The sequence below is a fragment of the Halomonas sp. BDJS001 genome, assembly GCF_026104355.1.
In the GTDB taxonomy this organism is placed as follows: domain Bacteria; phylum Pseudomonadota; class Gammaproteobacteria; order Pseudomonadales; family Halomonadaceae; genus Vreelandella.
Genome location: NZ_CP110535.1, coordinates 3,191,502 through 3,213,538, shown reverse-complemented (window position 1 = coordinate 3,213,538; position 22,037 = coordinate 3,191,502). Strand labels below are relative to the sequence as shown.

General features: G+C 55.3%; 27 protein-coding genes. 15 read left to right on the top strand and 12 right to left on the bottom strand.

Annotated features, from left to right (window positions below; all coding sequences use genetic code 11):
- The first annotated feature begins 3 nt into the window (after window positions 1-3).
- From OM794_RS14920 to OM794_RS14905, 4 genes are all read left to right on the top strand, one after another.
- On the top strand, window positions 4-240 hold the full coding sequence (locus OM794_RS14920; protein WP_226247117.1) for a helix-hairpin-helix domain-containing protein: 237 nt from the start codon (window positions 4-6) through the stop codon (window positions 238-240).
- A 207-nt stretch (window positions 241-447) separates the two neighbouring features.
- Complete coding sequence (locus tag OM794_RS14915; protein ID WP_226247116.1) at window positions 448-600, top strand: hypothetical protein; 153 nt, start codon at window positions 448-450, stop codon at window positions 598-600.
- A 24-nt stretch (window positions 601-624) separates the two neighbouring features.
- Window positions 625-945: a hypothetical protein gene (locus OM794_RS14910; RefSeq protein ID WP_088699017.1), complete on the top strand. Its 321-nt coding sequence runs from the start codon at window positions 625-627 to the stop codon at window positions 943-945.
- 42 nt (window positions 946-987) lie between these two features.
- Window positions 988-1,347 carry a VOC family protein gene (locus OM794_RS14905; RefSeq protein WP_226247115.1) on the top strand — a complete coding sequence of 120 codons (360 nt, stop codon included), beginning with the start codon at window positions 988-990 and terminating at the stop codon, window positions 1,345-1,347.
- 13 nt (window positions 1,348-1,360) lie between these two features.
- On the opposite strand, the gene OM794_RS14900 is transcribed toward OM794_RS14905, so the two are convergent.
- The 8 genes from OM794_RS14900 to OM794_RS14865 form a co-directional block, all read right to left on the bottom strand.
- Window positions 1,361-1,975, bottom strand: coding sequence for a LysE family translocator (locus tag OM794_RS14900; protein WP_226247114.1), 615 nt, complete (start codon window positions 1,973-1,975; stop codon window positions 1,361-1,363).
- 29 nt (window positions 1,976-2,004) lie between these two features.
- Window positions 2,005-2,835, bottom strand: a complete 831-nt coding sequence (locus OM794_RS14895) for a helix-turn-helix transcriptional regulator (RefSeq protein ID WP_226247113.1) — start codon at window positions 2,833-2,835, stop codon at window positions 2,005-2,007.
- A 104-nt stretch (window positions 2,836-2,939) separates the two neighbouring features.
- Window positions 2,940-3,728 carry an ABC transporter permease gene (locus OM794_RS14890; protein WP_226247112.1) on the bottom strand — a complete coding sequence of 263 codons (789 nt, stop codon included), beginning with the start codon at window positions 3,726-3,728 and terminating at the stop codon, window positions 2,940-2,942.
- Window positions 3,725-4,624 (bottom strand): ABC transporter permease, encoded by a 900-nt coding sequence (locus tag OM794_RS14885; protein WP_226247111.1) that lies wholly within the window; start codon window positions 4,622-4,624, stop codon window positions 3,725-3,727. Before OM794_RS14885 ends, OM794_RS14890 begins: the two co-directional genes overlap by 4 nt.
- 69 nt (window positions 4,625-4,693) lie before the next feature.
- Window positions 4,694-5,749: an ABC transporter substrate-binding protein gene (locus OM794_RS14880; protein WP_226247110.1), complete on the bottom strand. Its 1,056-nt coding sequence runs from the start codon at window positions 5,747-5,749 to the stop codon at window positions 4,694-4,696.
- A gap of 39 nt (window positions 5,750-5,788) precedes the next feature.
- Entirely contained in the window at window positions 5,789-7,096 is a 1,308-nt protein-coding gene (locus OM794_RS14875) for an NAD(P)/FAD-dependent oxidoreductase (protein ID WP_226247109.1), read from the bottom strand.
- A gap of 1 nt (window position 7,097) precedes the next feature.
- The gene (locus OM794_RS14870) at window positions 7,098-7,796 is read right to left on the bottom strand and encodes an HAD-IA family hydrolase (RefSeq protein ID WP_226247108.1); all 699 of its coding nucleotides are present in this window, start codon (window positions 7,794-7,796) and stop codon (window positions 7,098-7,100) included.
- Window positions 7,797-7,836: 40 nt separating this feature from the next.
- Window positions 7,837-8,946 carry an ABC transporter ATP-binding protein gene (locus OM794_RS14865; RefSeq protein ID WP_226247107.1) on the bottom strand — a complete coding sequence of 370 codons (1,110 nt, stop codon included), beginning with the start codon at window positions 8,944-8,946 and terminating at the stop codon, window positions 7,837-7,839.
- 110 nt (window positions 8,947-9,056) lie between these two features.
- Between OM794_RS14865 and OM794_RS14860 the strand changes: the two genes are divergently transcribed.
- The 3 genes from OM794_RS14860 to OM794_RS14850 all read left to right on the top strand — a co-directional run bounded on the left by OM794_RS14860 (window position 9,057) and on the right by OM794_RS14850 (window position 10,949).
- Complete coding sequence (locus OM794_RS14860; protein WP_226247106.1) at window positions 9,057-10,016, top strand: LysR family transcriptional regulator; 960 nt, start codon at window positions 9,057-9,059, stop codon at window positions 10,014-10,016.
- A 182-nt stretch (window positions 10,017-10,198) separates the two neighbouring features.
- Window positions 10,199-10,393 (top strand): DUF3541 domain-containing protein, encoded by a 195-nt coding sequence (locus OM794_RS14855; protein WP_226247105.1) that lies wholly within the window; start codon window positions 10,199-10,201, stop codon window positions 10,391-10,393.
- A gap of 196 nt (window positions 10,394-10,589) precedes the next feature.
- On the top strand, window positions 10,590-10,949 hold the full coding sequence (locus OM794_RS14850; RefSeq protein ID WP_226247104.1) for a VOC family protein: 360 nt from the start codon (window positions 10,590-10,592) through the stop codon (window positions 10,947-10,949).
- Between the two features lie 61 nt (window positions 10,950-11,010).
- Here the strand turns inward: OM794_RS14850 and OM794_RS14845 are convergent, their stop codons facing one another.
- The gene (locus OM794_RS14845; RefSeq protein ID WP_226247103.1) at window positions 11,011-11,784 is read right to left on the bottom strand and encodes an SDR family oxidoreductase; all 774 of its coding nucleotides are present in this window, start codon (window positions 11,782-11,784) and stop codon (window positions 11,011-11,013) included.
- A complete protein-coding gene (locus OM794_RS14840) occupies window positions 11,784-12,110 on the bottom strand; it encodes a nuclear transport factor 2 family protein (RefSeq protein ID WP_226247102.1) in 327 nt (108 codons plus the stop codon). The genes OM794_RS14845 and OM794_RS14840 overlap by 1 nt, the downstream gene beginning before the upstream one ends.
- 92 nt (window positions 12,111-12,202) lie before the next feature.
- Here OM794_RS14840 and OM794_RS14835 point away from each other — a divergent pair, with 92 nt between their 5' ends.
- The 4 genes from OM794_RS14835 to OM794_RS14820 all read left to right on the top strand — a co-directional run bounded on the left by OM794_RS14835 (window position 12,203) and on the right by OM794_RS14820 (window position 16,814).
- Entirely contained in the window at window positions 12,203-12,523 is a 321-nt protein-coding gene (locus OM794_RS14835; protein WP_226247101.1) for a winged helix-turn-helix transcriptional regulator, read from the top strand.
- Window positions 12,524-12,587: 64 nt separating this feature from the next.
- A complete protein-coding gene (locus OM794_RS14830) occupies window positions 12,588-13,025 on the top strand; it encodes a GNAT family N-acetyltransferase (protein ID WP_226247100.1) in 438 nt (145 codons plus the stop codon).
- A gap of 232 nt (window positions 13,026-13,257) precedes the next feature.
- Entirely contained in the window at window positions 13,258-14,934 is a 1,677-nt protein-coding gene (locus OM794_RS14825) for a methyl-accepting chemotaxis protein (RefSeq protein ID WP_226247099.1), read from the top strand.
- A 260-nt stretch (window positions 14,935-15,194) separates the two neighbouring features.
- Window positions 15,195-16,814: an ABC-F family ATP-binding cassette domain-containing protein gene (locus tag OM794_RS14820; RefSeq protein ID WP_226247098.1), complete on the top strand. Its 1,620-nt coding sequence runs from the start codon at window positions 15,195-15,197 to the stop codon at window positions 16,812-16,814.
- Here OM794_RS14820 and OM794_RS14815 read toward each other — a convergent pair.
- The gene (locus OM794_RS14815) at window positions 16,802-17,191 is read right to left on the bottom strand and encodes an ester cyclase (RefSeq protein WP_226247097.1); all 390 of its coding nucleotides are present in this window, start codon (window positions 17,189-17,191) and stop codon (window positions 16,802-16,804) included. The two genes, OM794_RS14820 and OM794_RS14815, sit on opposite strands and share 13 nt — an antisense overlap.
- Before the next feature lie 99 nt (window positions 17,192-17,290).
- Here OM794_RS14815 and OM794_RS14810 point away from each other — a divergent pair, with 99 nt between their 5' ends.
- The 4 genes from OM794_RS14810 to OM794_RS14795 all read left to right on the top strand — a co-directional run bounded on the left by OM794_RS14810 (window position 17,291) and on the right by OM794_RS14795 (window position 21,069).
- Window positions 17,291-17,626: a zinc ribbon domain-containing protein YjdM gene (locus OM794_RS14810; RefSeq protein ID WP_226247096.1), complete on the top strand. Its 336-nt coding sequence runs from the start codon at window positions 17,291-17,293 to the stop codon at window positions 17,624-17,626.
- A 35-nt stretch (window positions 17,627-17,661) separates the two neighbouring features.
- Window positions 17,662-18,879 (top strand): MFS transporter, encoded by a 1,218-nt coding sequence (locus tag OM794_RS14805; RefSeq protein ID WP_226247095.1) that lies wholly within the window; start codon window positions 17,662-17,664, stop codon window positions 18,877-18,879.
- Window positions 18,860-19,558 (top strand): haloacid dehalogenase type II, encoded by a 699-nt coding sequence (locus tag OM794_RS14800; protein WP_226247094.1) that lies wholly within the window; start codon window positions 18,860-18,862, stop codon window positions 19,556-19,558. The genes OM794_RS14805 and OM794_RS14800 overlap by 20 nt, the downstream gene beginning before the upstream one ends.
- An 83-nt stretch (window positions 19,559-19,641) precedes the next feature.
- Entirely contained in the window at window positions 19,642-21,069 is a 1,428-nt protein-coding gene (locus OM794_RS14795) for a quinone oxidoreductase family protein (RefSeq protein ID WP_226247093.1), read from the top strand.
- A 10-nt stretch (window positions 21,070-21,079) separates the two neighbouring features.
- Here the strand turns inward: OM794_RS14795 and OM794_RS14790 are convergent, their stop codons facing one another.
- Window positions 21,080-21,964, bottom strand: a complete 885-nt coding sequence (locus OM794_RS14790; protein ID WP_226247092.1) for a LysR family transcriptional regulator — start codon at window positions 21,962-21,964, stop codon at window positions 21,080-21,082.
- Window positions 21,965-22,037 lie beyond the last annotated feature (73 nt).

The following is a 22,037-nucleotide window of genomic DNA, read 5'->3' as shown; positions in this document are numbered from 1 at the left end:
CAAGTGGCCTTTTCGGATGCAGAACGAGGCGCGCTTTTGAGCGTGAAGGGCGTTGGCCCCACCGTTATAAAGCGTTTTGAAGAGATAGGTATCGATTCATTCAGCACGCTTGCTGCCCGCGAGGTCGATGAGATAGCCGATAGGGTGGCCGACATGCTGCAAACAACTTGTTGGAAAAACAGCCCACAATCCAAATCAGCTATTGCCGCTGCCATTGCTAGGGCGCAAAAAGGGCTATAAAAGCCTGTAAATTAGATAAACCTGGACAAGTAAGGCAGTTGCGATTTCGAGTGAGCAAGTATTCGCTAACCTCCAGGCAAAGCTCGAGAGATGAAGGTGCGCTTTCAACTTGGGGCGGAAGCAAAACATCGTCAGCATTCTGATAGCGCGAGCCATCACGTCATAGTTGCTATACTCAATCATTAGATATATATCAGGTACACAGCGATGCGGCTGACAGAGAATGAGGTCAATGTCGTTAAGAGCTCGATTCAAGAAGTGTTTGGCTTAGATGCCGATGTGACGCTGTTTGGGTCGAGAACCAATGATGTGGCAATAGATCAGGTCGCTCACAGCCAGGGAATTGCGCTAGTGACCTAAGGTTCTATAAAACAGAGAGAAATAATGGGAAAGCTCTTTTCACTGGTGGTATTGGTAGCGCTTGGCTATGCAGGTATCTACTTCTATTACGGCGTTGTGGTTGAACGGGAAGTTCAGCAGCAGCTGGATGACCGCGGCCTCTCTGCCGTCAGCGTGGATAACATTGAGTATGGGGTGCTGGCGCCTATTAACACGATCGCGAACCTAGAAGTAACCGTCACTTATCGCGGCTCTCAGGCGACGCTGGATTTAATAGTAAAGGGTCATCCCTTATTCTCTGACGAGGTAAGTGTCGAATTCGACGGGCTGCAAGCTCTGCGCTTAGGCATCGGCTTCGGCCAATAGATAACGCCTCTGTCGTCTGAAAAAACAACTAAGGAGCAGGCTATGAACCAGCATGAAAAGCTCAACTACGTCGAGTTCGCCGCGAAAGATTTAGCTGCAACAAAAGCGTTTTTCTCAGCGGCGTTTGGTTGGGAGTTTGTCGATTACGGCCCTGAATACACCGCGTTTTCAAACCAAGGGCTAGATGGCGGCTTCTACCAAGCGGATGCCTGTAACCAAACCTCAAACGGTGGCGCACTGCTGGTTTTCTATAGCACTGACATTGACGCAACGCTTAACAAAGTTGAGAAGAGCGGAGGCGAAATCATTCGGCCCATTTTTGAGTTTCCCGGCGGCTGCCGTTTTCACTTTCAGGAGCCCAGTGGCAACGAGTTTGCGGTCTGGTCGGAGTTGCGCCCCTAATCAAACAGTCAAGTTAGAGAGCCATAGATGTGAGCGGCACCCACACATGCTCATAGCCAATCGATAACGCCACGGCTATCAGCAACCCTGCCATCACCCAATTGAAGCGCTTAACGATGTTGGCGTTTCCAATACGCTGGCCCACTAAACTGCCGATCACGATATAACTGCCAGGCGCGCCAGCGGCCAACATCGCCAGCCCTAACGCCCAAACCACTAAGCTAATCCCCTCAATACCCGCCGCAGGAAACTGCAGTGTGGTAATGGGCAGGGTGGCCACAATGGCTTTGGGGTTAAGCAATTGCATGACCAGCCCATCACGATAATTGACCAGCCGTGGGGCGTTGTCAGGCTCGCTTATATCAACACTTGAACGGGCAATCTTGCTCGCGAGATAAACAATATAGCCGCATCCCAAGGCGCTCACTACGATGAGTGCTTCATCATCGATCCATGCCGCACCCGCCCAACCCAATACTAGTAAGTACGCCAGCATCGCAGTGCCTACCCCAAGGCAAAACCCAACCGACTGCCTGGCTTGCCCATTGATGCCAATATTCAAGCCAAGCAGATTCACAGGCCCAGGTGAATACATCGCGCCTAGGGCATAGGCGACAATTCCTAACATGGTTAAACCTCTATGGTGGTATTTAGGTGTTAGCGTGCGATATCACGCTGGTACTGATAGGGCGTCATGCCATAAATGCGCTTAAAGCGGCGATTGAAATGGCTGAGGTCGGCAAAGCCATAGCGCAAAGCGACCTCCGTTAGGGAAGCGCCCAGGTCTAGCGCCGAACGGGCCGCGTTAATCCGGCAATTAATCACATATTGGTGGGGTGTGATGCCGTAATGTTGACGGAACAGACGCAAGAAATGGTACTTGGATAGGTGTGCTGCCTGGCTGATGTCATCAAGGGAGATATCGGCGTCCAGGTGTGCATGAACGTACTCTTTCGCCAGGCCCAGCAGCGCATCGGGGCGGTTAGTCCCGTGGCTTGGCTGGGTCATGCCGCCAAGCTGCACGGTTCGCTCGATTACCTGATAAAGCGCGTTCTCCTGGTCGATACAGCTACCAGAGTGAGAGGTAACTAAGCGCGCCAATTCCAGAATGGCATTGCGTAGCCAAATGTCCTGAACAAGGGTGTTCTTTGAGCGAAAGTCAGCCGTGTGCTCGTGCCCCAGTGCGTTAGCAAACAGAGCGTTAACCTGTTCAGGGTGGGCATACACCATCAGGTAATCCAGCGTGTGCTCCCCGCCCGGTTGGCCGTCGTGAACTTCCTCCGGATTGAACAGAATAACGTTGCCCGGTGGGCTGCGGTGAAACTGCCCGCTGCTGAAGAAATCCTGGCGCCCCGCCAGCGTTACACCGAAGGCATACTCCTCGTGGGCGTGGCGGTCGTAGCTGAAATCCTCAATCGCTGCGTGAAGCACCGTTAGCGTTGGCACGTGCTGGCTCTTGATGAATTGAAATCGGCTTGCGTTACTCATGCCGCCCCCTCCTGATTAGTCACACCGTCTAGCTTATGCAGCCCTGCCTCTTAATGCTTGTACATAATTGCTAATCAGCGGTAACCACGAACAGGATGACGTTTTTACGCCGGTGACTGCTTGCGAGCCAGCACCAGTAATAATACCAGCGCGAAGGAAGCGGCCGTTAATAAGGTGCTGATAGCGGCGATGGTTGGGTCGATCTCGTCGCGCAGCGCAGTGAACATGCGAACGGTCAAAGGCTGGTTTTGACCACCCGAAATAAATAGCGCCACCATGGTTTCGTCCAGCGCCTGAATGAACGCAAAGATCGCCCCGGTTACCACACTCGGCATGATCTGCGGCAGGGTGACGCTCATGAAGCTACGGAAACGATTCATGCCCAGGCTTCTGGCCACCATCTCCTGGGTCTGATCAAAACCGTGCAGGCCTGCGGTTACCGCAGTAATTACATAGGGCAGCGCCAGCATCACATCCGCCATGATCAAGCCTGGAATGGTATAGAGCATCCCCGACAGGGCGTAAATGAAGAACACGCCAGTGGCAACAATGATGATCGGCACGATCAATGGCAGCAGAAGCACGAGCTTCAGATAACGCATCAGCCAGTGAGTTGAGCTATTGATGGCATAGGCGGCTGCCACGCCAATCGGTGTGGCAATCAATGCCGTGGAAAACGCCACGATCAGACTTGTCTTCGCTGCAGACATCCATCCCGGATTATTGAAGAAGGTATCGTACCAGCGAAATGAGAAACTGCTGGGCGGAAAGGAGAGGAAACGGCTGTCCGAGAACGACATGGGCACAACGATTAGCAGTGGCAGGATCAAGAAGATCAGCACCACGACCACATAGCCAATAAAACTTATTCGACTCAAGGATAGTTTGTTCATTTTGCACCCAGTATCTTCTCAAGGGGAACGAGGCGGCTCACCACATAGAAAATAACCAGCACGCAGATCAGCAGCACGACACTAACCGCGCTGGCGGCGCCCCAATCGCTATACAGCTGGATGTTGCGGCTGACCAGCATCGAAGCCATGACCGTGCGCCCCCCGCCTACTAGTTCGGGGGTGATATAGAAGCCGAGGCATAGCACGAACACCAGTGTCATACCCGCCAACACGCCACTAAGCGAAAGAGGGAAGAACACCCGCATGAAAACGTGCAGAGGCGTGCCTCCAAGGCTCGCGCCAGCCTGTATTAGATCGCCGGGAATTTTCTGCATAGTGGCGTAAAGCGGCAAAACCATGAAGGGCAGCAGGATATGCACGGTGGCGATGATCGTGCCCAGCTCGTTATGCACCAGCGCCAGCGGCGCATCGATAAGGCCTACGCCCAACAGGGATTCATTCACCACGCCTGAGCGTTGCAGCAGAATCAGCCAGGCATAGGCCCTCACCAGAACACTGGTCCAGAATGGCAGAATCACCAGCGCCAATATCAGCATCGACCAGCGCCGTGGCAATATCGAGGCGGCGTAGGCAATGGGGTAACCCATCAGCAGCGCCAGCAGCGTCACGATAAAGCTGATGCGAAACGTGACCCAGAACGTATTCCAGTAGATACCTTCCGTGAAGATTCGCTGATAATGCTCCAGCGAAAAACCATTGGCATAGAACGATTGACCAATCAACCAGCCAAGGGGGATGAGGAGCAGCACGAAAACCACCAGTACGGCAGGTGACATCAGGAGCAGCATGAGCGCATGCTCGCGCCGCCGATAGCCCAGTGACGCATCCCGGTGACGAACGTGAGGGTAATTATTGTTGATGGCGGTCGCTTTCAAAGGATGTCTCCTATCGGGAAGTCGACAAGCGTTACCGCAACTCGCAGGAGTGCTACGGCAACGACGCGCTTATCGCTGCATAAACTCCAGCCAACGACGTTCCGCCTGTTCACCTGCCGAAGAAGCCCACCACTCGTATGACATCAACACCTGACGCTCGGCATTTTCAGGAAAACTTGGCAACTCCCTGGCACGCTCATCAGGAATCTTACCCGTGTCGAAGGCGGCCGGGTTACCGGGGCCGTAGTCGATATGCAGAGGCAGGTTGGCCTGATACTCAGGGTCGATAGCTGCGTTGATGAACTCGGCGGCGGTCTCCTGATTGGGCGCGCCTTCGATAATGCACAGGTGCGTGTTCTGCAAGACCCCATCGTTATAGGTGAAGTCAGCATCAGCGCCTTCATTGATGATGGCGCTAACTCGGCCATTCCACATCATCAACATATCCACTTCGCCATCGTAGAGGAGCTGCGCCGACTGCCCGCCGGAGGTCCACCAGGTGGTGATATGCGGTTTGATCTCCTCGAGCTTGGCGAAGGCCCGGTCAACATCCAGCGGATAGAGCTCTTCTCGTGCAACACCATCAGCCATCAAGGCGGCTTCAAGCGTTCCCAGCGGGTGGTTGCGCAGAGCACGGTTACCGGGATACTCCTCCACATTCCAGAAGTCCTCCCAGCTTTGCGGCGGATTGCCATCGAAGGCCTCTGGATTGTAGGCCAGTACGCTGGAGTAGAACTCGTAGGCAACCGAGTAGGGCGTCTTATACTCCTCGGGCATCGACTCGGCGTTAGGAATCTGGCTGAAGTCGAGTTCCGCAATCAGCCCTTGATTGCCGCCCCGCACACAGTTCAATGGTGGGGTGTCGACCACGTCCCATACCGCCTGGCCGGTGGTGCCTTGTGTCTTGATCATCGGCCAGGCGTCGGGGGCACTCTCCTGACGAATGGTGATGCCCAGCGCCTCAGCAACCGGGTCAAGAATGGCCACCGTCTGGGCCTCCTGATACGCGCCACCCTGAGAGACGAACGTGATTTCGCCGTCGGCCAGCGTTTGCCCGGCGCCAAGCGCACCAACAACCATTACCGAGGAACCAAGCAAGTATTTGAAGCAGTTAGTATCTTTCATCTTGCGACCTCCAACTGAGTAAATGCTTCCGACGCCCAATCAGCGCCCGATTGCATCAAGGAACTGGTAGTAACCCGCTACCAGTCGAATACCGACTTCACGCAAGGGGTAAAGCGGGACGGCCTTGAGCCGATCCGCGGCGAGCAGCGCCACGTCAGGGCTTTCACCCATGGCGTAGTCTGCCGCCAACCGCCCGAGCAATGTCGACATGGCCACGCCAGCGCCGTTGTAACCGGCGGCGTAGCAAACACGGTCGTCAAATCTGCCGACATGGGGTAAAGCATCCAGCGTCATGCCCACATGCCCCGACCAGCGATAGGCAATGCCGATATCGGCAAGCGCTGGAAACAGCGACACCATGGCGCTCTGCAGGGAATCGAACGCCGCCTGAGAATCACGCTTCCCAAACGCCCCACGACCGCCAAATACGATCCGTCCATCGACCTTGCGAAACCAGCGCATCATTCGTCGGGTTTCGCCATAGCTTCTATCCTTGATCAACAGGTAGTTCTGCAGCGCCTCTGGAAGAGGGTGAGTGGCGATAATCGAACTTCTAAACGGCACCAGGCGCGCCTTGATCGTGGCACTGACAGGCGTAATGTCCGAATAGGCATTAGTGGCCAGGATCACCTGTCGTGCCTTGATCTCACCGTTTGGCGTCGTGATATGAACACCATCGTTCAGGCGGCGAATGCTAGTGGCCGGAGTTCGCTCGAAGACAATCTCGCCATGGCGTTGGTTGAGCCCTTCCGCCAAACCCCGCACATAGTCGAGAGGGTGCAAGGTACCTACGCCAAGCCCTAAAACCCCACCCTTAAACGCATGAGACCCAGTCTCTTCAGCTACCTCGCCAGCAGAAAGGCAGCGCAGCGAATCATCGCCCATTTCCCGCCGCATCCAGTTGGCTTCCTCGGTAATCTCTTCCAGAGCCTTGGCCGTATGGGCACAGCGCAGGTTGCCGCAGCGTGTGAAGCGGGCGCTCTCCAGGCTATAAAACTGAATCAAAGCGTCCACCTCGTCCACTGCCTGATGGCAGAGCCGGTGCATGGCAGTGGCGACCGGCACGCCGTGGGCCTGGGCGATGCTGGGAAACGATAGTCGGAATTTGGCGGATACCACTCCGCCATTACGTCCGCTTGCGCCCCAGCCGATAGGGTTGGCATCCACCACAATCGATTGAACGTCCCTTTCTGCCAGCCGGTGGGCCGCTGTTAATCCCGTGTATCCTCCCCCGATTATTGCGACATCGACGGTTTTATCGTTGGAAAGACGCGAAAAATTCGGGGCAGTCTTCGCCGTATCACGCCAAAGCGAAGCAATCTGGGATACCGGCTGAGGCCCATTCATGTCACACCTTCTCCACGGCGTCGGCCAACGCCTTCAGCGTGGGAAAATGGAAGTCTGGCGTTGTCACCTGTGCCGGTTCCGGTGTGCCGCCGAACCCCGGCTGGCCTTGACGACGCTCAATCCAGCAAGTGGTGTAACCCAGTTCCTTGGCAATGCCGATGTCGTGGTACTGGCTCTGGGCGACATGCAGTATTTCCGAGAACTGATAGCCATGGGCTGTCTGACGGCCACGGTTGTAAGCGAAGAATTGAGGATTGGGCTTGGCTACACCGGTCTCGTCGCAGGTCACGCTATCGTCGAATGGATTGTCGAGAATATGCGAGTAGCAGGAGAACGCTGTGCGATCAGCATTGGTCATCGCCACCAGGCGATAGTGTTTACGAAGGCGCTTCAGTGCCGCCACCGAATCCTCAAAAGCGGGCCAACGCAGCACCGCCAACTGGAAGGCGTCGGCCGAAACCGAATCCGCAGGTAGCTTCAACTCCTCCGCCAGCGAGCGATAGACATCCGCCATGGCACTGCTCGAACGGCCAGGGTAGCGATCCCGCCCACGTTTGTAGGCCTCGAAGATGGTGTTGTCGCTCAGGTCTTGAGCAGCATGGCCACCAATTCGACGGACAGCGTCCAGTACACCGGTTTCGAAATCGATCAGCGTGCCCACGACATCGAAGGTAAGAACTTTAAAATTGGAAAGTTCCATGATCGTGTATGACTCCTTGCTAAGGTGCTTTAAAGTTATATCAGGCAACGTTGGTCGCCGGAGTGGGGCATCCCGAACGAGGCACGATGATGGTGTCCTCTGGATGCAGTACCACGCTCAAGCGCTCGCCGAGCGGTGGAATCTGTAGCCTTGCGGCATGGTGGCTGGGTTGACGCAGACTGATGGAGATGCCGCCTTCCAGTTCGAGGAACAATCGCAGGCTATCGCCCTGGTAGACGGCCTCCATGATTCGGCATGGCAGGCGATTGATGCCCGGTTCATGCTGGCCGTCATCGATCAGCAGTTTTTCGGTTTGAATCGCCAGCAGTAGTTCGGCATGAGGAGTGATAGGCTTGGCCGAACGCAGTGTTTGATCGCCTAACCGGACAGTATGCTCATCGATGCGGATCACCGGGAGCAGGGTGGAATCACCGATGAAGCTGGCCACAAAAGAGTCTTTAGGATTGTTGTGCAGCGTTTCGGGGGCGCCGATCTGAACCAGTTCGCCATCCTTAAGGATCGCGACCCTGTCGCTCATGGTCAGTGCCTCACGCTGGTCGTGGGTCACATACACCACGGTAGCCCCCAGCTTGCGATGCAAGCGGCGCAGCTCTATCTGCATCGTCTCGCGCAACTGCTTATCTAGCGCTGAAAGCGGTTCGTCCATCAGGATTAGCCGTGGCTCGAACACGATTGCTCTGGCAAGAGCGACCCGCTGCCGTTGGCCGCCTGAAAGTTGTGATACACCCCTATCCTGATAGCCATCCAGTTCCACCATGGCCAGCGCCTGACGAACCCGCTCCGGCCATGTTGACTTGGGGAGGCGACGAGCCCGCAAGGGAAAGGCGACGTTTTCGCCGACACTCATGTGAGGAAAGAGAGCGTAACTCTGAAAGACGATGCCGATGTTGCGCTTGTGCGGCGGCATGTAGGTCATGTCCTGATCACCGACCCATACTGACCCTGAAGAGGGCATGACGAACCCGCCCAAGGCGCCAAGCAAAGTCGTTTTTCCCGAGCCCGAAGGGCCCAGCAACGACACGAATTCACCCGGCTCAATATTTAAGGTTATGTCTTTCAGGGCTACCGTGCTGCCATACCGCTTACTGATGGAGCGTATGGCAACCCCCACACTGTCTCGCTCATCCATAGGATTTATCACCTTTCATTGTTGTGATGCCTATCGGTTGTCATTGAGTACAGCAGATAAGGGGGGCACGGACAATTGCGAAATTCTTGGTGGTGGCATAACCTGAAATCATGCCTACATTGCGCCGACAACTACCCAGCGCCAACGCCCTGTTTGTTTTTGAGTCCGCGGCCCGCTGCGGTAACTTCACCAAAGCTGCCGCCGAGCTCGGGGTTACCCAGCCGGCGGTCAGCCGCATGCTGGCGCTTCTGGAAGAGTATCTGGAGGTTAAGCTGTTCTTGCGCACGCCCGGTAAAACCGAGCTGACCGAGAGTGGCGAGATACTTTACCAAGGCGTGGTCGACGGCTTTCATAATATCGAAGCGGCGATTCAGGAAATTCGGGCGCGCAGCACCGGGCTTGAAACCGTCACGCTATCGGTGTCAACCGCCTTCACCACCCATTGGCTGATGCCGCGCATGCACAGGCTGCAGGCGCAGCTACCCCATATCGATCTGCGCTTTCAGCTGATATCGGGGTCGGTCAGCGGCTCGGTCGAGGATGTTGACCTGGGGATTCGCTTTGTTACGGGGGAGGACATCCTGCATGATGCCTCTTTGATACTGCCGGAGATACTGGTACCGGTCTGCAGTCCGGCCTATCGAAAGCAGCAGCTCGAATCGTCCGGTAACGATGTCTCCACCACCCTGATTAGCCTCAGCGATAGCCGCATAGACTGGTTTGAGCTTTTGCCCAATTTCCATCTGCAGGCTTATGGAACGACGCATTCACTGGTTTTTTCGGACTATGCCGTCGTGATCCAGGCGGCCCTGCTGGGCCAGGGTATCGCCATCGGCTGGCTGAATATCACATCCCACTGGCTGGAGACCGGCTCGCTGGTTCCCGCCACACCAACCGCGATTGCCACCGAGCGGCTATGCCACCTGGTTCACTCACGTAAGAAGCCGCTAAGCGATGCAGCCAAGCAGGTTCGGGAGTGGATAATAGAAGAAACACGCAATGACGTTGCGAATGTGGCGAAGCAGTATCCCGAGTTGAAGCTTGAATCCTTTCTGGCTAAGGACTTCTGATTTTTCAGTCGATAAAAGCCTCCCACTAGCAACTCAATAGATAGTACGTGGGTGCTAAGCGCTGGTAAGTGGCCGCCACACATGCGCAAACCCAATCGTTAGCGCCACGGATGCTTGTACATAATTGCTCATCGACTGTGCAATGATGGCCTAACGATAGTGAACACCGCCAAGTATTCGGCATGGGAAAGCTCTTTTCACTGATGATTGTGCTGGCATTGGCCTTCCTGCTTGCCGACCGCGAGGATCACCCGCTGGTGGGCCGGGTGCGTGAGGCGCTGGTGGCGGCGGTGGATCCAGCCAGCGGCATCATCCCCTCGTTCGCGGAGGGAGAGGGGGTGGCGGGTGGTGAACACCGCAACGTTCTGACAACTTGAGAAACGCGATGAAAAAGCTTTTATCACGTTAGTTGTGCTCGCGCTGGATTTAGCGGTGTAAGGGCACCCGGTGTTTTCAGACGAGGTAAGCGCCGAGTTCGACGGCCTCCAAGCGATGCGCCTGGACATCGGCTTGGGGCAGGGTGATGATTAAAAAGCCAGGATCAAAAAGCACAACAAAACAAAGGAGCAGGGCATGAACCAGCGTGAAAAGCTCAACTACGTCGAGCTTACCGCCAAGGACTTGAACGCCACTAAAACCTTTTTCTCAGCGGTGTTTGGCTGGGAGTTCACCGACTACGGCCTGGAATACAGTGCGTTTTCCAACCAGGGCTTGGATGGCGGCTTCTACCAGGCGGACGCCTGCAGCCGTACCGACAACGGCGCCGCCTTGCTGGTGTTTTATAGTGCTCAGTTGGAAGAGACCTACACCAAGGTGGTGGGCAATGGCGGCGAGATCGTAAAGCCGATTTTTGAGTTTCCCGGAGGCTTCCGTTTTCACTTTACTGAACCCAGCGGCAACGAGTTTGCCGTGTGGTCAGAGGGACGGGGCTAAGGCCAGTCGAGAGCACCGATATTAGCGATATAAACTAGGCGATCTCAATTTCCTACCACCCTCAAGCAACAGGCACAGTACCACCATCAATCACATATTCCGTAACCGTGATGGTAGCCGCCAGCGGTGAGGCCAGAAACGCAATCAGGTTGGCTACTTCAGAAGGCTTTGAAGGGCGGCCAATCGGGATGCCGCCCAGCGAATTCATGATGATCTGTTTGCCGCCTGCGTAATCGGTGCCTGCATCTTGGGCAATCCGCTCGGCCAGCGCAACGGCGGCTTCCGTCTCGATCCAGCCCGGCGACACCCGAACCACACGCACCCCTTTGGGTGACACCTCTTTTGACAAGCTCTTGCTATAGGTGGATAGCGCCGCCTTGGCCGCCGCGTAAGCCGTGGTCGATTCGGGCAGGGGGAGCTCACGCTGAATGGAGGTCACGTGGATAATCACTCCATCGCCCTGGGCAAGCATGCCGGGCAGTAGGGCACGATCCAGCCGTACGGCGGGAAACAGGTTGATGTCGAGCTCACGCTGCCACTCCTCCTCCCCAAGGGCTGCGAATCCACCGCCGGGCGCGGATGAGCCACCCAGCACATGAACGATAATATCCACGCCACCCAAGCGTTCGTTGACCGCATCGGCCACCGAGGAACAGCCTTTGGCCGTCGTTAGGTCAGCGGTTACAAACAGCTCATCGGGCAGGTCGGCGGGGCGAGTACGGGCGGTTGTTAGCACTTGCGCGCCTTCCTCGCGAAAGAGTGCCACCACGGCAGCGCCAACCCCTTTGCTACCACCGGTGATCAATACGCGTCGCCCGTTCAAGTTCAGGTTCATTAGTGAATCTCCAATGACTGGATTTGCGCATCGGCAAGCTGAAAAGTGTGATCCAGTTGCACCGGGCTGCCGGGGAAGTCGCCGGTCACGGTGGCGGTAACCACCATCGTGTTGTCTTGATGGGAAACACTGACCGGCTCGACGCAATACTCAATCTTGGCACGGGTGGCGCGCAGCCAGGCTTGAATAGCCGGGCGCCCGCGGTGCGTCTCGCCTTCATCAAACACACAGGCATCTTGGGTAAAGCAATCGCCAAGGTGGGTGTCGTCCGCCCCGTTGCTGATGCTGAAGTAAGTGGTGATCGCGTCTGGCAGTGACAAACTCATGATGGTCATCTCTCGCAAGGGTTAATATGCGAGAATCTTCTGCCTGGAATTACGCGTTAGCAAGAACGCACAAAAAGGTAAGTGGCTTACTCATGAGAAAGATTTATACGCCTGCTACCGCCGCAAGCGATGTGGAAAATGTATTAAAAATGCTGGAAGGGCGCTGGAAGCTGATTATTCTCTTTCATCTGTTCGATGGGAAAGTGCAGCGCTACTCCGATTTTGGAAAACTCATCCCCGAGATCTCCCAGAAAATGCTGGCCCAACAGCTGCGCCAACTGGAAGCGGATGGCATTGTGGCCCGAAAGGTCTATCCCCAGGTGCCGCCAAAAGTGGAGTACCGCCTGACCGAATGGGGGCAAACGCTCTGCCCGGCGCTGGATGCCTTGCTGAAATGGGCAGAGCAGAAGTAGCACTTCAACCACCCTGCCCAGCAGACTGAACAAGACGATACCACCACCCAATGAGAGCCGCCTGATGCACTACCGCACCATGACCATCAACGACTACGAAGCCGCCATTGCCCTGTGGAGCGAAAGCGAAGGCGTGCGGCTGCGCGATGCGGATTCCCGAGCAGGCATTGAGAAGTACCTGCTGCGCAATCCCGGCCTGAGCTTTGTGGCAGAAGGAGAAAGAGAAGGGGAACTGGTGGGAACGATCATGGCGGGCCATGATGGCAAGCGCGGCTATATTCAGCACTTGTCGGTGGCGGATTCCCATCGCCGCAAAGGCATCGCGACAAAGCTGGTCAACCTTTGCCTGGATGCACTCAAAAACGAAGGCATCCTGAAATCGCACCTGATGATCCTTCCCGAGAACGAAGCCGCCCAGACGTTTTGGACAAGCCAGGGCTGGGCCTATCGATCAGATATTTTGCTCTATTCGTTCGTGAATGGAGATAACCATAACGTTTAGTTTTTATACGTTATGGGATTGGATTGACGCAGGTTAGCCTACACCGGGTCGGTTGGCATGGAGGCGCACTCATTATTGGCAACTTTCAAGATAAATACTCAATGTTTCTGAACGTGAGCCGATAATGCTAAACGGTGACTAGCAGGGTACGTTCTGTCCGAACTCTTGCAGTTACCGAGATGGCTTTCACCTGCCCAAAGACAAGTACTGCGGGCTTCTACGAGATCTTTCCATGCTACTTCTGAATCGAAGCGTTAAACTACGGCTGGCCGTGAGTTTAGGCGCGTGCATCCTGATGTTAATCGTCGTCGGTACTATCGGTCTCTTTAGCCTCAGTAGCGCCAACGATGCCCTCAATAGAACTTATGAGGGTAACGTGCTCACTTTGGGTAACCTTACTAAGATTAACCAAGCCCTGCTCGGCAATCGGGTGAAAATAACGGCCGAACAGCGTGATCGGAATCCAGCATCTGCCATTACGACACAACAAGAGATCGTGGAGAACGATGCCATTATCGACGCCGCCTGGAGTGATTACTTCCCTGATCGTGTGTCTGATGATCAAGAGCGTGCGATAGCCGAAGAGTTCATCGTCTCGCTTGCCAGTTTGCGTGCTGGTATCGACGAGATTAACGAGGCAATGATCGGCAATGATTATGATGACGCAAGGGAGATTGCCACCACCACGCTACGTGCCGCATACCCTAAAGTACTCACGGCTATTCAGAGTCTCATCGAACGTAACAGCACCCAAGCCGCCGCCAATAACCAGCAGTCATCTAGTGACTATATTTGGACGCGCAACTTCGTTATGGGGGTTATGGCGGCAGCAATCATCTTCAGCATTCTGCTCGCAATATGGTTGATTCGCGGCATCATGACCCCGCTGAGTAAGGCGCAAGCGCTCGCCAACGCCATGGCAGAGGGCAAACTGGATAACCAAATCCACATCACCTGCAAAGATGAATTCGGTGACATGTTGGCAGCGTTAAAGAGCATGGAAACGAAGTTTTCACAGGTGGTGATGTCCGTGCGCAATAACTCCGAGTCTGTCAATAGTGCCGCTGATGACATTGCTCGGGGTACTGAAGATCTGAGCAGCCGGACTCAGCAGCAGGCCGCCAGCATCGAAGAGACAGCCGCATCAATGGATGAAATCACCTCCACCGTGAGGCAGAACGCTGATAACGCCTCAGAAGCTGACAAGCTCGTTTATGACGTTAGCCAGCAAGCCAACGCCGGTGGGGAGGTTGCAGGCCAAGCCGTACAAGCAATGGAGGGGATCAATGCCTCAAGTCGCAAAATCGCGGGTATCGTGGGCTTGATTGAGGAGATTGCTTTCCAAACCAACCTGTTGGCGCTGAATGCGTCGGTTGAAGCGGCACGTGCGGGTGAGCAGGGGCGCGGATTTGCGGTAGTTGCCAACGAAGTACGCAATCTGGCGGGGCGCAGTGCCAATGCGGCCAAAGAGATCAAACAGCTGGTCGATGAAAGTATCGGTCAAGTGGACAACGGCTCTAAGCTGGTCAACCGAGCGGGTAAATCACTGGAAGATATCGTCAGCGGTGTACAGCGTGTCTCGGTATTGATGGGTGAGATCGCCACCGCCAGCCGCGAACAGTCCCAAGGGATCGAGCAAGTCAACACGGCCATTGCGCAGATGGACAGTGTCACCCAGGAGAATGCGAGTCTGGTGGAAGAGTCCAGCGCGGCAGGCCGTTCACTGCAAATTCAAGCGGCGGCATTGTTGAAAGAAGTGTCATTCTTTAGAGGGGCGACCACGGGGCAGCACCAGACCGCATTACCTGCAACAGTACGACACAATGCCAGTCAGCCACGGGCCGCCCAACGGCCGAAGCCCCACGTTCTGGGGAGCCAGCAGGGCACTGATGAATGGGCATCTTTCTAAGTGCCTGAGTAGTGAGAAGCGCCCCAGCCGGGGCGCTTCTGTAATAGGGGAGACTGACGTTTTGTGTTCAGCGGCAGATCACCGACTCCGCTGCAGTCATACCCTTGTCGGGTCGCCAGCATTATTTGTATCATGATGAGTCTTTCCGCGCTAAACAGAGGTAGTTGTCCAATGAACCATTGATGCCCGCCGTTGCAATGACGGCCAGTCTCCATTAGCCCCTGACCCAGGGGGAGAACTCGGCATCGCTGGAATCAACTATGACCACTACCCATCTCACCTTAAAAGGTGTCTCCTACGTTTTGTCGGATGGCAGAACGCTTTTTACCGACCTTTATGAGCAGTTCGATACACGCCCAACCGGGCTGGTTGGGCGCAATGGTATCGGTAAAACAGTCTTGGCCCAAATCCTCGCGGGCCAGTTGCAACCCACCACTGGCGAATGTCAGCGCCCCAACAGCGTGCATTACCTTGCCCAGCAAGTAGCCCCGCCCAAGAGTGCTTCTGTCGCCGATCTCGCAGGTATTCAACCAACGCTGGATGCGCTGGCGCGAATAGAGGCTGGCAGCACTGCCATAGAGGATTTTGAGGCCGTGGATGAGCGTTGGGATATGCCCCAGCGATTTCGCCATGAACTTGAACGCAGCGGCCTGGGCTATCTCGAGGCCAGCACACCGGCCAGCACGCTGAGCGGTGGGGAAGCCATGCGGATTGCCTTGATGGGCGCTATGCTCTCGAATGCCGATTTTCTGATTCTTGATGAGCCAAGTAATCACCTTGATCGACCCAACCGTCAAGCGCTCATCGAACAGTTGCAACGTTGGTCGCGTGGGCTGATCGTGGTTAGCCATGACCGGCAACTACTGGAATCCATGGCGCGTATTGTGGAGCTTTCCCCCTTGGGGCTGCACAGCTACGGTGGCAACTACACCTTCTATGCAGAAGCGAAAGCTCATGAGCAGCAAGCGGCGATTGATCAGCTCAATCAACATAAGCTGGAGCACCAACGCCAGGAGCGGGCAATGCGCAAACAGCGTGAACGCCAGGAGAAACGCCAAACCCGCGGTAAACGGCAGGGTAAGGAAGCCAATCAGGCTAAGGTGATACTGGATGGGCAGAAAGAGCGCAGCGAAAACTCCACCGGCGCGTTGCGCCAAAAGCAGGCGGCCAGCCGTGAACAACTGAACTGGCGCGTGCGGGAGGTGGCAACGCAGGTAGAAGACGCAATTCACATCACCCTGCACGAGATACCCGTCAATCAGGTCGCCAAGCGCTGTTTGGCAGAATTGGAGAGGGTAGAGCTACCGTTCGTGATGGGAGCCACTCGTCAGATTAGCCTACTGCTAAGAGGGCCGCAGCGAATCGGAGTTGTCGGCCCCAACGGCTGCGGTAAATCCACGCTGCTCCGCGTGCTAGCGGGCCAGATCGAACCATTATCCGGAACCTGCAAGGTGACTCCAGAAAAGGCTTATCTCGACCAGCGGCTGGAGAGTCTTGAGCCCGAAAAGAGCGTGCTCGAACAGCTGCAACTGGCTAACCGCTCAACGACGGAAGGCGAGTTGCGTATGCTACTGGCCCAACTAGGCCTGGACGCGCAAAAGATCACCACACCCAGCGGACTATTAAGCGGAGGTGAACGTCTGAAAGGTGCACTGGCCTGCCTCCTCTACGCCGACTCACCACCGAAACTATTGCTGCTGGATGAGCCAAATAACCACCTCGACCTGCCATCGGCACAAGCGCTGGAAACGCTGTTGCGCAGTTACCAAGGCGCGTTAGTGGTGGTATCCCATGATGATGCGTTTCTGGGAAACCTCGCCCTGACAGACCGCTTGCTGGCAACCGAGCAAGGGTGGCATTTGGAGCCTCAATCCAGCTGAGCTTCTATTGCGGCCTTGTCGATCACCGACCAGACTTCCTGAATCTTATTATCACGGAAGAGGTAGAACGCGTTCTCGCAAAACGTCACTTTTTTCCCATTGATAGGTAAGCCCAGGAAGCTGCCATTAGGCGTTACATCGAAGCGCAGCCTGCAAGTGACATAGGGTGAATCAACGGCCAACAGCTCAATATTGAAGTGCAGATCCGGTATCTGCTCATAATCGGCTTCCAGCATGGCGCGATAGCCATCAATCCCCAGGCGCTGGCCGTTGTGGTGGACATCGTCATGCACGAACTGGCCAAGATTCGTCCAGTCTTGATTGTTGAGGCAGGTGATGTAATCACGGTAGGTCGCTTTCAGGTCATGTTTGTTCATGTTGTTCTCCTTTCCTAGTCAGGCGTGAAGGTATTCGCCACGGTGCTCCTGGCTCAGTATTATAAGCAGCCTAAACCAAAACCACAGAAGTCATCATCCATGTCATGCCCACCGTGCCCCCATTGCCAATCCGAATTCGTCTATCAGGATCAAAGCCTGTTCATCTGCCCCGAGTGCGCCCACGAATGGAACCCTGCTGAGGCTGAGGCGGAAGACTCCGTGACGGTAAAAGATGCCCACGGCACCCTGTTAGCGGAAGGCGATAAGGTAACGATGATCAAAGACCTCAAGGTCAAGGGCAGTTCACTGGTGCTCAAGGTTGGCACCAAAGCCGTGATCAAACGGCTCGTGGATAGTAAAGATCACCAACTGGACTGCAAAGTCGACGGCGTCGGCGACATGATGGTGACCGCCCATTTTGTGAAGAAGGCCTGACTAAAATCTGAACTTACCTGACAAGCGTGCCGCCGATGACTGCCAACCGACATTACCGCTGGGTTATTCTGTTGATAGCCACCCTTGCGCAAGCAGCGGCCTGTTTTTTCGTGCAGGGTATCGGCGCCATCAGCGTTTATATACAGGCAGATATGGGGCTCTCCGCATTTCAGATTGGAGCGCTGGTTTCGGCGGCCCAACTGGTGCCTTTGGTGGGGTTGTTGGTTGCCGGGGAGTTGCTGGATAGGTTCAGTGAGCGTTTAGTGGTGGGGGCAGGCACTCTCATAGTTGGCGTTGCGCTAAGCGCTGCCGTGCTGGCTGAGAGCTACTGGGCCATGCTGCTGTTTTTGGCCATCGTCGGGGCGGGCTACAGTACCGCCCAACCCGGTGGTAGCAAATCGGTAGCTGCCTGGTTTAATAAATCCCAGCGCGGTTTTGCTATGGGCATTCGTCAGGCAGGCTTGCCTCTTGGCGGGGCGCTGGCGGCGATCGTACTGCCAACCGTCGCGATCACCTGGGGATGGCGCGCCTCTTTTCTGGTGGGTGGGCTGATTGCGATCTTCGGGGCGCTGATCTTTATGCTCTTTTATCGTGCCCCTGCTGGCGCGGTGCCGGTCGCAAAAGCCTTTGAAGGTAGCCTAACAAACGTCGTCTTGTCGCGACTGGCGATGATTCGCGAACCGGCCATGAAACAGATTATGGCGTCCGGTATTAGTTTAATCTCGGTTCAATACGGTATTTTGATTTTTACCGTGCTTTATCTGCACAGTCGTTTGCAGATGGACGTGCTGCAGGCCGCGACGTTGCTATTTGTGGCCCAGGGTGCCGGGGTTGCCGGGCGTATTTTGCTGGCGGCCTGGAGTGATCGCTGTCGCTCGCGCTATTTTCCGGTCATGGTGTGCATGGTAGCGGTAATCGTCGGGTTGCTGGTACTGGTTTGGCTACCGCTCAGTTCAATGTTTATGCTGGGTTGCTTGATGGGCTGGTTGGGTTTCTTTGGTTTCGGCTGGTACGGCCCTTGGGTGGCTTATGTGGCGGAGTCGGCACCCGCCGATAAAACCGGCTTTGTGCTGGGGCTGGCCATGGCGATTAACCAACTGGCAATTGTGTCGGTACCGCCACTGCTGGGGTGGATGCTGGATATAACGGGCAGCTTCATGCTCGGCTGGAGCCTGCTGATTACCATGACACTGCTGGGGCTACTAATGACCATCCAACGGCAAGGAGACGTGAATGAAAGCCATCGTGTTTGACGTATTTGGCACTATTGTCGATTGGCGCTCCAGTTTGATTAACCAGTTCCGGGCGTTAGAAAAAGAGTTGGGAATTGAGCTACCCAGCGAAGCGCTGACGGATCAATGGCGTCAGCATTATGCGCCCTCTATGGACCGGGTGCGTAAAGGCGAAATTCCGTGGACGGGATTGGATGATCTGCATCGGGAAAGCCTAGTCACACTGCTCAAGCAACACGGGATTACGCTAGACGAAGCGACCATTGATCGCGTCAATCACTTTTGGCACCAGTTAGACCCATGGCCGGATGTTCAGCGCGGTCTTCAACAATTGAAAGAGCACACCATCATCGCCACCCTGACCAACGGCAATTTGTCGTTAATGGTGGACGTTGCCCGTTATGCCAAACTGCCATGGGATATGGTGTTTTGCGCCGAGCTATTCCAGCACTATAAACCTGACCCAGAGGTCTATTTAGGGGCTTGCCGCCTGCTGCGCCTGCCGCCTGAAGAGGTGATGCTATGCGCAGCGCACAATTACGACCTGGCGGCTGCCCGTGCATTGGGAATGAAAACGGCGTTTATACCCCGGCGTACAGAGTATGGCCCGCAACAGAGCAAAGATTTAACAGCCGAGCAAGAATGGGATTTGGTGGCTGAAGATCTCGTCGCGTTGAGTGAGCTTCTAATAGGATACTAGCCATTTCGTGCGCCCGCAGTGTCCTCAACAATAGATCCATTCGCCGACGGTTAACCAAAACTTAGCTAAAAGATGGAACAGTCATGCACTCGTTAGCCGCCCAATGGATAGTGGGTCTACTCAGAGAGAGAAATATCCCGTTTCAAATCTGCGGAGGGCTCGCCGCAAAGGGCTATGGTGCTGAGCGAGCGCTGAATGATATTGACCTGTTTGTCCCCGATGAGCATTTTATGACAGTGGTGCAGGCAGGGCAGGCGCACATATCCAAACCCGCTGCGCACTACTGCGAAGAGGGCTGGGATTTAACCTATGTCCAGTTCAAGTATAAAGACATTAAGGTGGAAGTAGGCAACGCTGAAGGTGCCCACATTTTAGATGCCGCCAGCCAGACTTGGGTACCGCTCCATATAGCTTTTGATCGTTATGAAACCGTCAATTTATTGGGCCTTGCGCTTCCCCTGATGTTGAAGGAAGACTTGATCCGGTATAAATCTATGCTCTCAAGGCCAGTGGATATCGACGATGTTCGTGCCATAAAATCGGAGATTAAGATGCAAGCGTCAGTCTATGACAAATGCGGAGATCCAACGGTTCTGCGCTATGCGGATGTTCCTGACCCAGAGCTCGGAGCATTTGACGTGCTCATCGAAGTTCAGGCGATCTCGATAGAGGGTGGTGATTTAATCAACCGCCAGATGACGCCCCCTCCGCAAGTAGATTACATCGTGGGATATGCAGCGGCAGGCGTTGTCGTTGCATTGGGTAGTGCGGTGCGTACGCGCAAGGTTGGTGACAGAGTAACGAGCTTCGGATTGGATGGTTCGCATGCAACACTACGCGCTATTCCCGAAAGCCAGACTTGGCTCGTTCCCGATGGCGTTGATATTGCTGAGGCTGCGGTGTTGCCCATATCCTTTGGTACCGCACATCACTGCCTATTTGCGCGCGGCGCACTCCAGAGTGGAGAGACCGTTTTAATACAGGCTGGTGCGGGTGGTGTCGGTATTGCCGCTATTCAACTTGCGAAACGGATCGGCGCTACTGTCATTACCGTTTCAAGCGGCTCGGAACGGCTTGCGAAACTCAAATCACTGGGCGCTGATCATGTCGTCGACCATCAAAGCGAAGACGTGGTTAAGGCAGTGTTTGAGTACACACAGGGCAGGGGAGTTGATCTCGCTGTTGATCCTGTCGGATCGACTTTGCAGACTTCGCTTCAGTCGCTGGCCCCTGAAGGGCGCTTGGTTTTCGTCGGTAATGCGGGAGGCGGCGAGCTCACTGTGGATCTCTGGCCAGCGCTACAGGCCAATCACTCTCTTTTTGGCGTCTTTATGGGCACACAATTCGGGTACCCAAACGTCGCGGCCACGGTGGATCGTATGCTCGACGATGTCGCTAACGCCAAGCTCAAGGTTCTTATAGACCGGCGCTTTCCCTTGGAGAATGCGGCCGATGCCCACGAGTATGCTGAACGTGGAAAGCCGTTTGGTCGGGTGGTTATGCATCCTTGATACTCCTCTTCTAGATCCCCGCACTCTCCTTAACCACTGCGCCACGCAACGTTTCAGCGAAGCTTGCCAGAGCGGGTGTCCAGGTCTTGGGTTCGAGGGCGGCAAAGTAAGTATCGACATTGGCGATGGACGAGGGCAGTTCCAGGGTGTGAATTCCAAATCGGTGTTGGTGGGCTTCGACTGTCCCACGGGGCAGCACCGTGTAGCCCATTCCAGCCGCGACACAGCCTAGCATCGCGTCTAGTGAGCCAAATTCAAATATCCGGCCCGCATTAATCCCATGGGAGGCCAGCAATAGCTCGATACGCTGACGGTAGCTACACCCTTGGCGAAACGCCAGAAATGCCGACGTCATCAGCTCCTGAGAAGAGGGCATCGTCATCATCGGCGTTGAGCCCACCAGTACAAGCTGCTCGCTGAAAGCATTGAGCAAGTGATAGCAGCCATGCTCAAGTCGACCTGCCACAAAGACACAGTCCACCTGCCCGTCCAGCAACAACTCGACCAGTTCCGCCGTTGGCCCGGTCTTGATCTGGATATCAACGTCAGGCTGCGCTGCGTGGTACGCCGCCAGTATCGGCGGCAGGCGCAGGGCGGTCGTGGTCTCCATGGCGCCTATACGTAGCCGTCCACACGCTTTCTCCTGGCCTTTGAATAGCGATACCGCTTCATCGTGAGCGTTCAGCATGCGTTCAGCGTACTCCACCAATGCCAAACCAGCGCTCGTAGGGCGAACGCGGCCCAGGCGCTGAATAAGCTGGACGCCTAGCTCATCCTCAAGTTTCTTGATATGAGCCGTCACGTTGGATTGCACCGTGTGCAACTGATTTGCAGCCGCCACGAAACTGCCCGTTTCGGCCACCGCCATAAATAGCCGCAGTGATTTAAGTTGCATACCCCATCTCCCCGCCAAGCGATTGTTATGTCAAAAGCGCCATCTCGACAAAGCGTTATCTCAAAAAAGATAG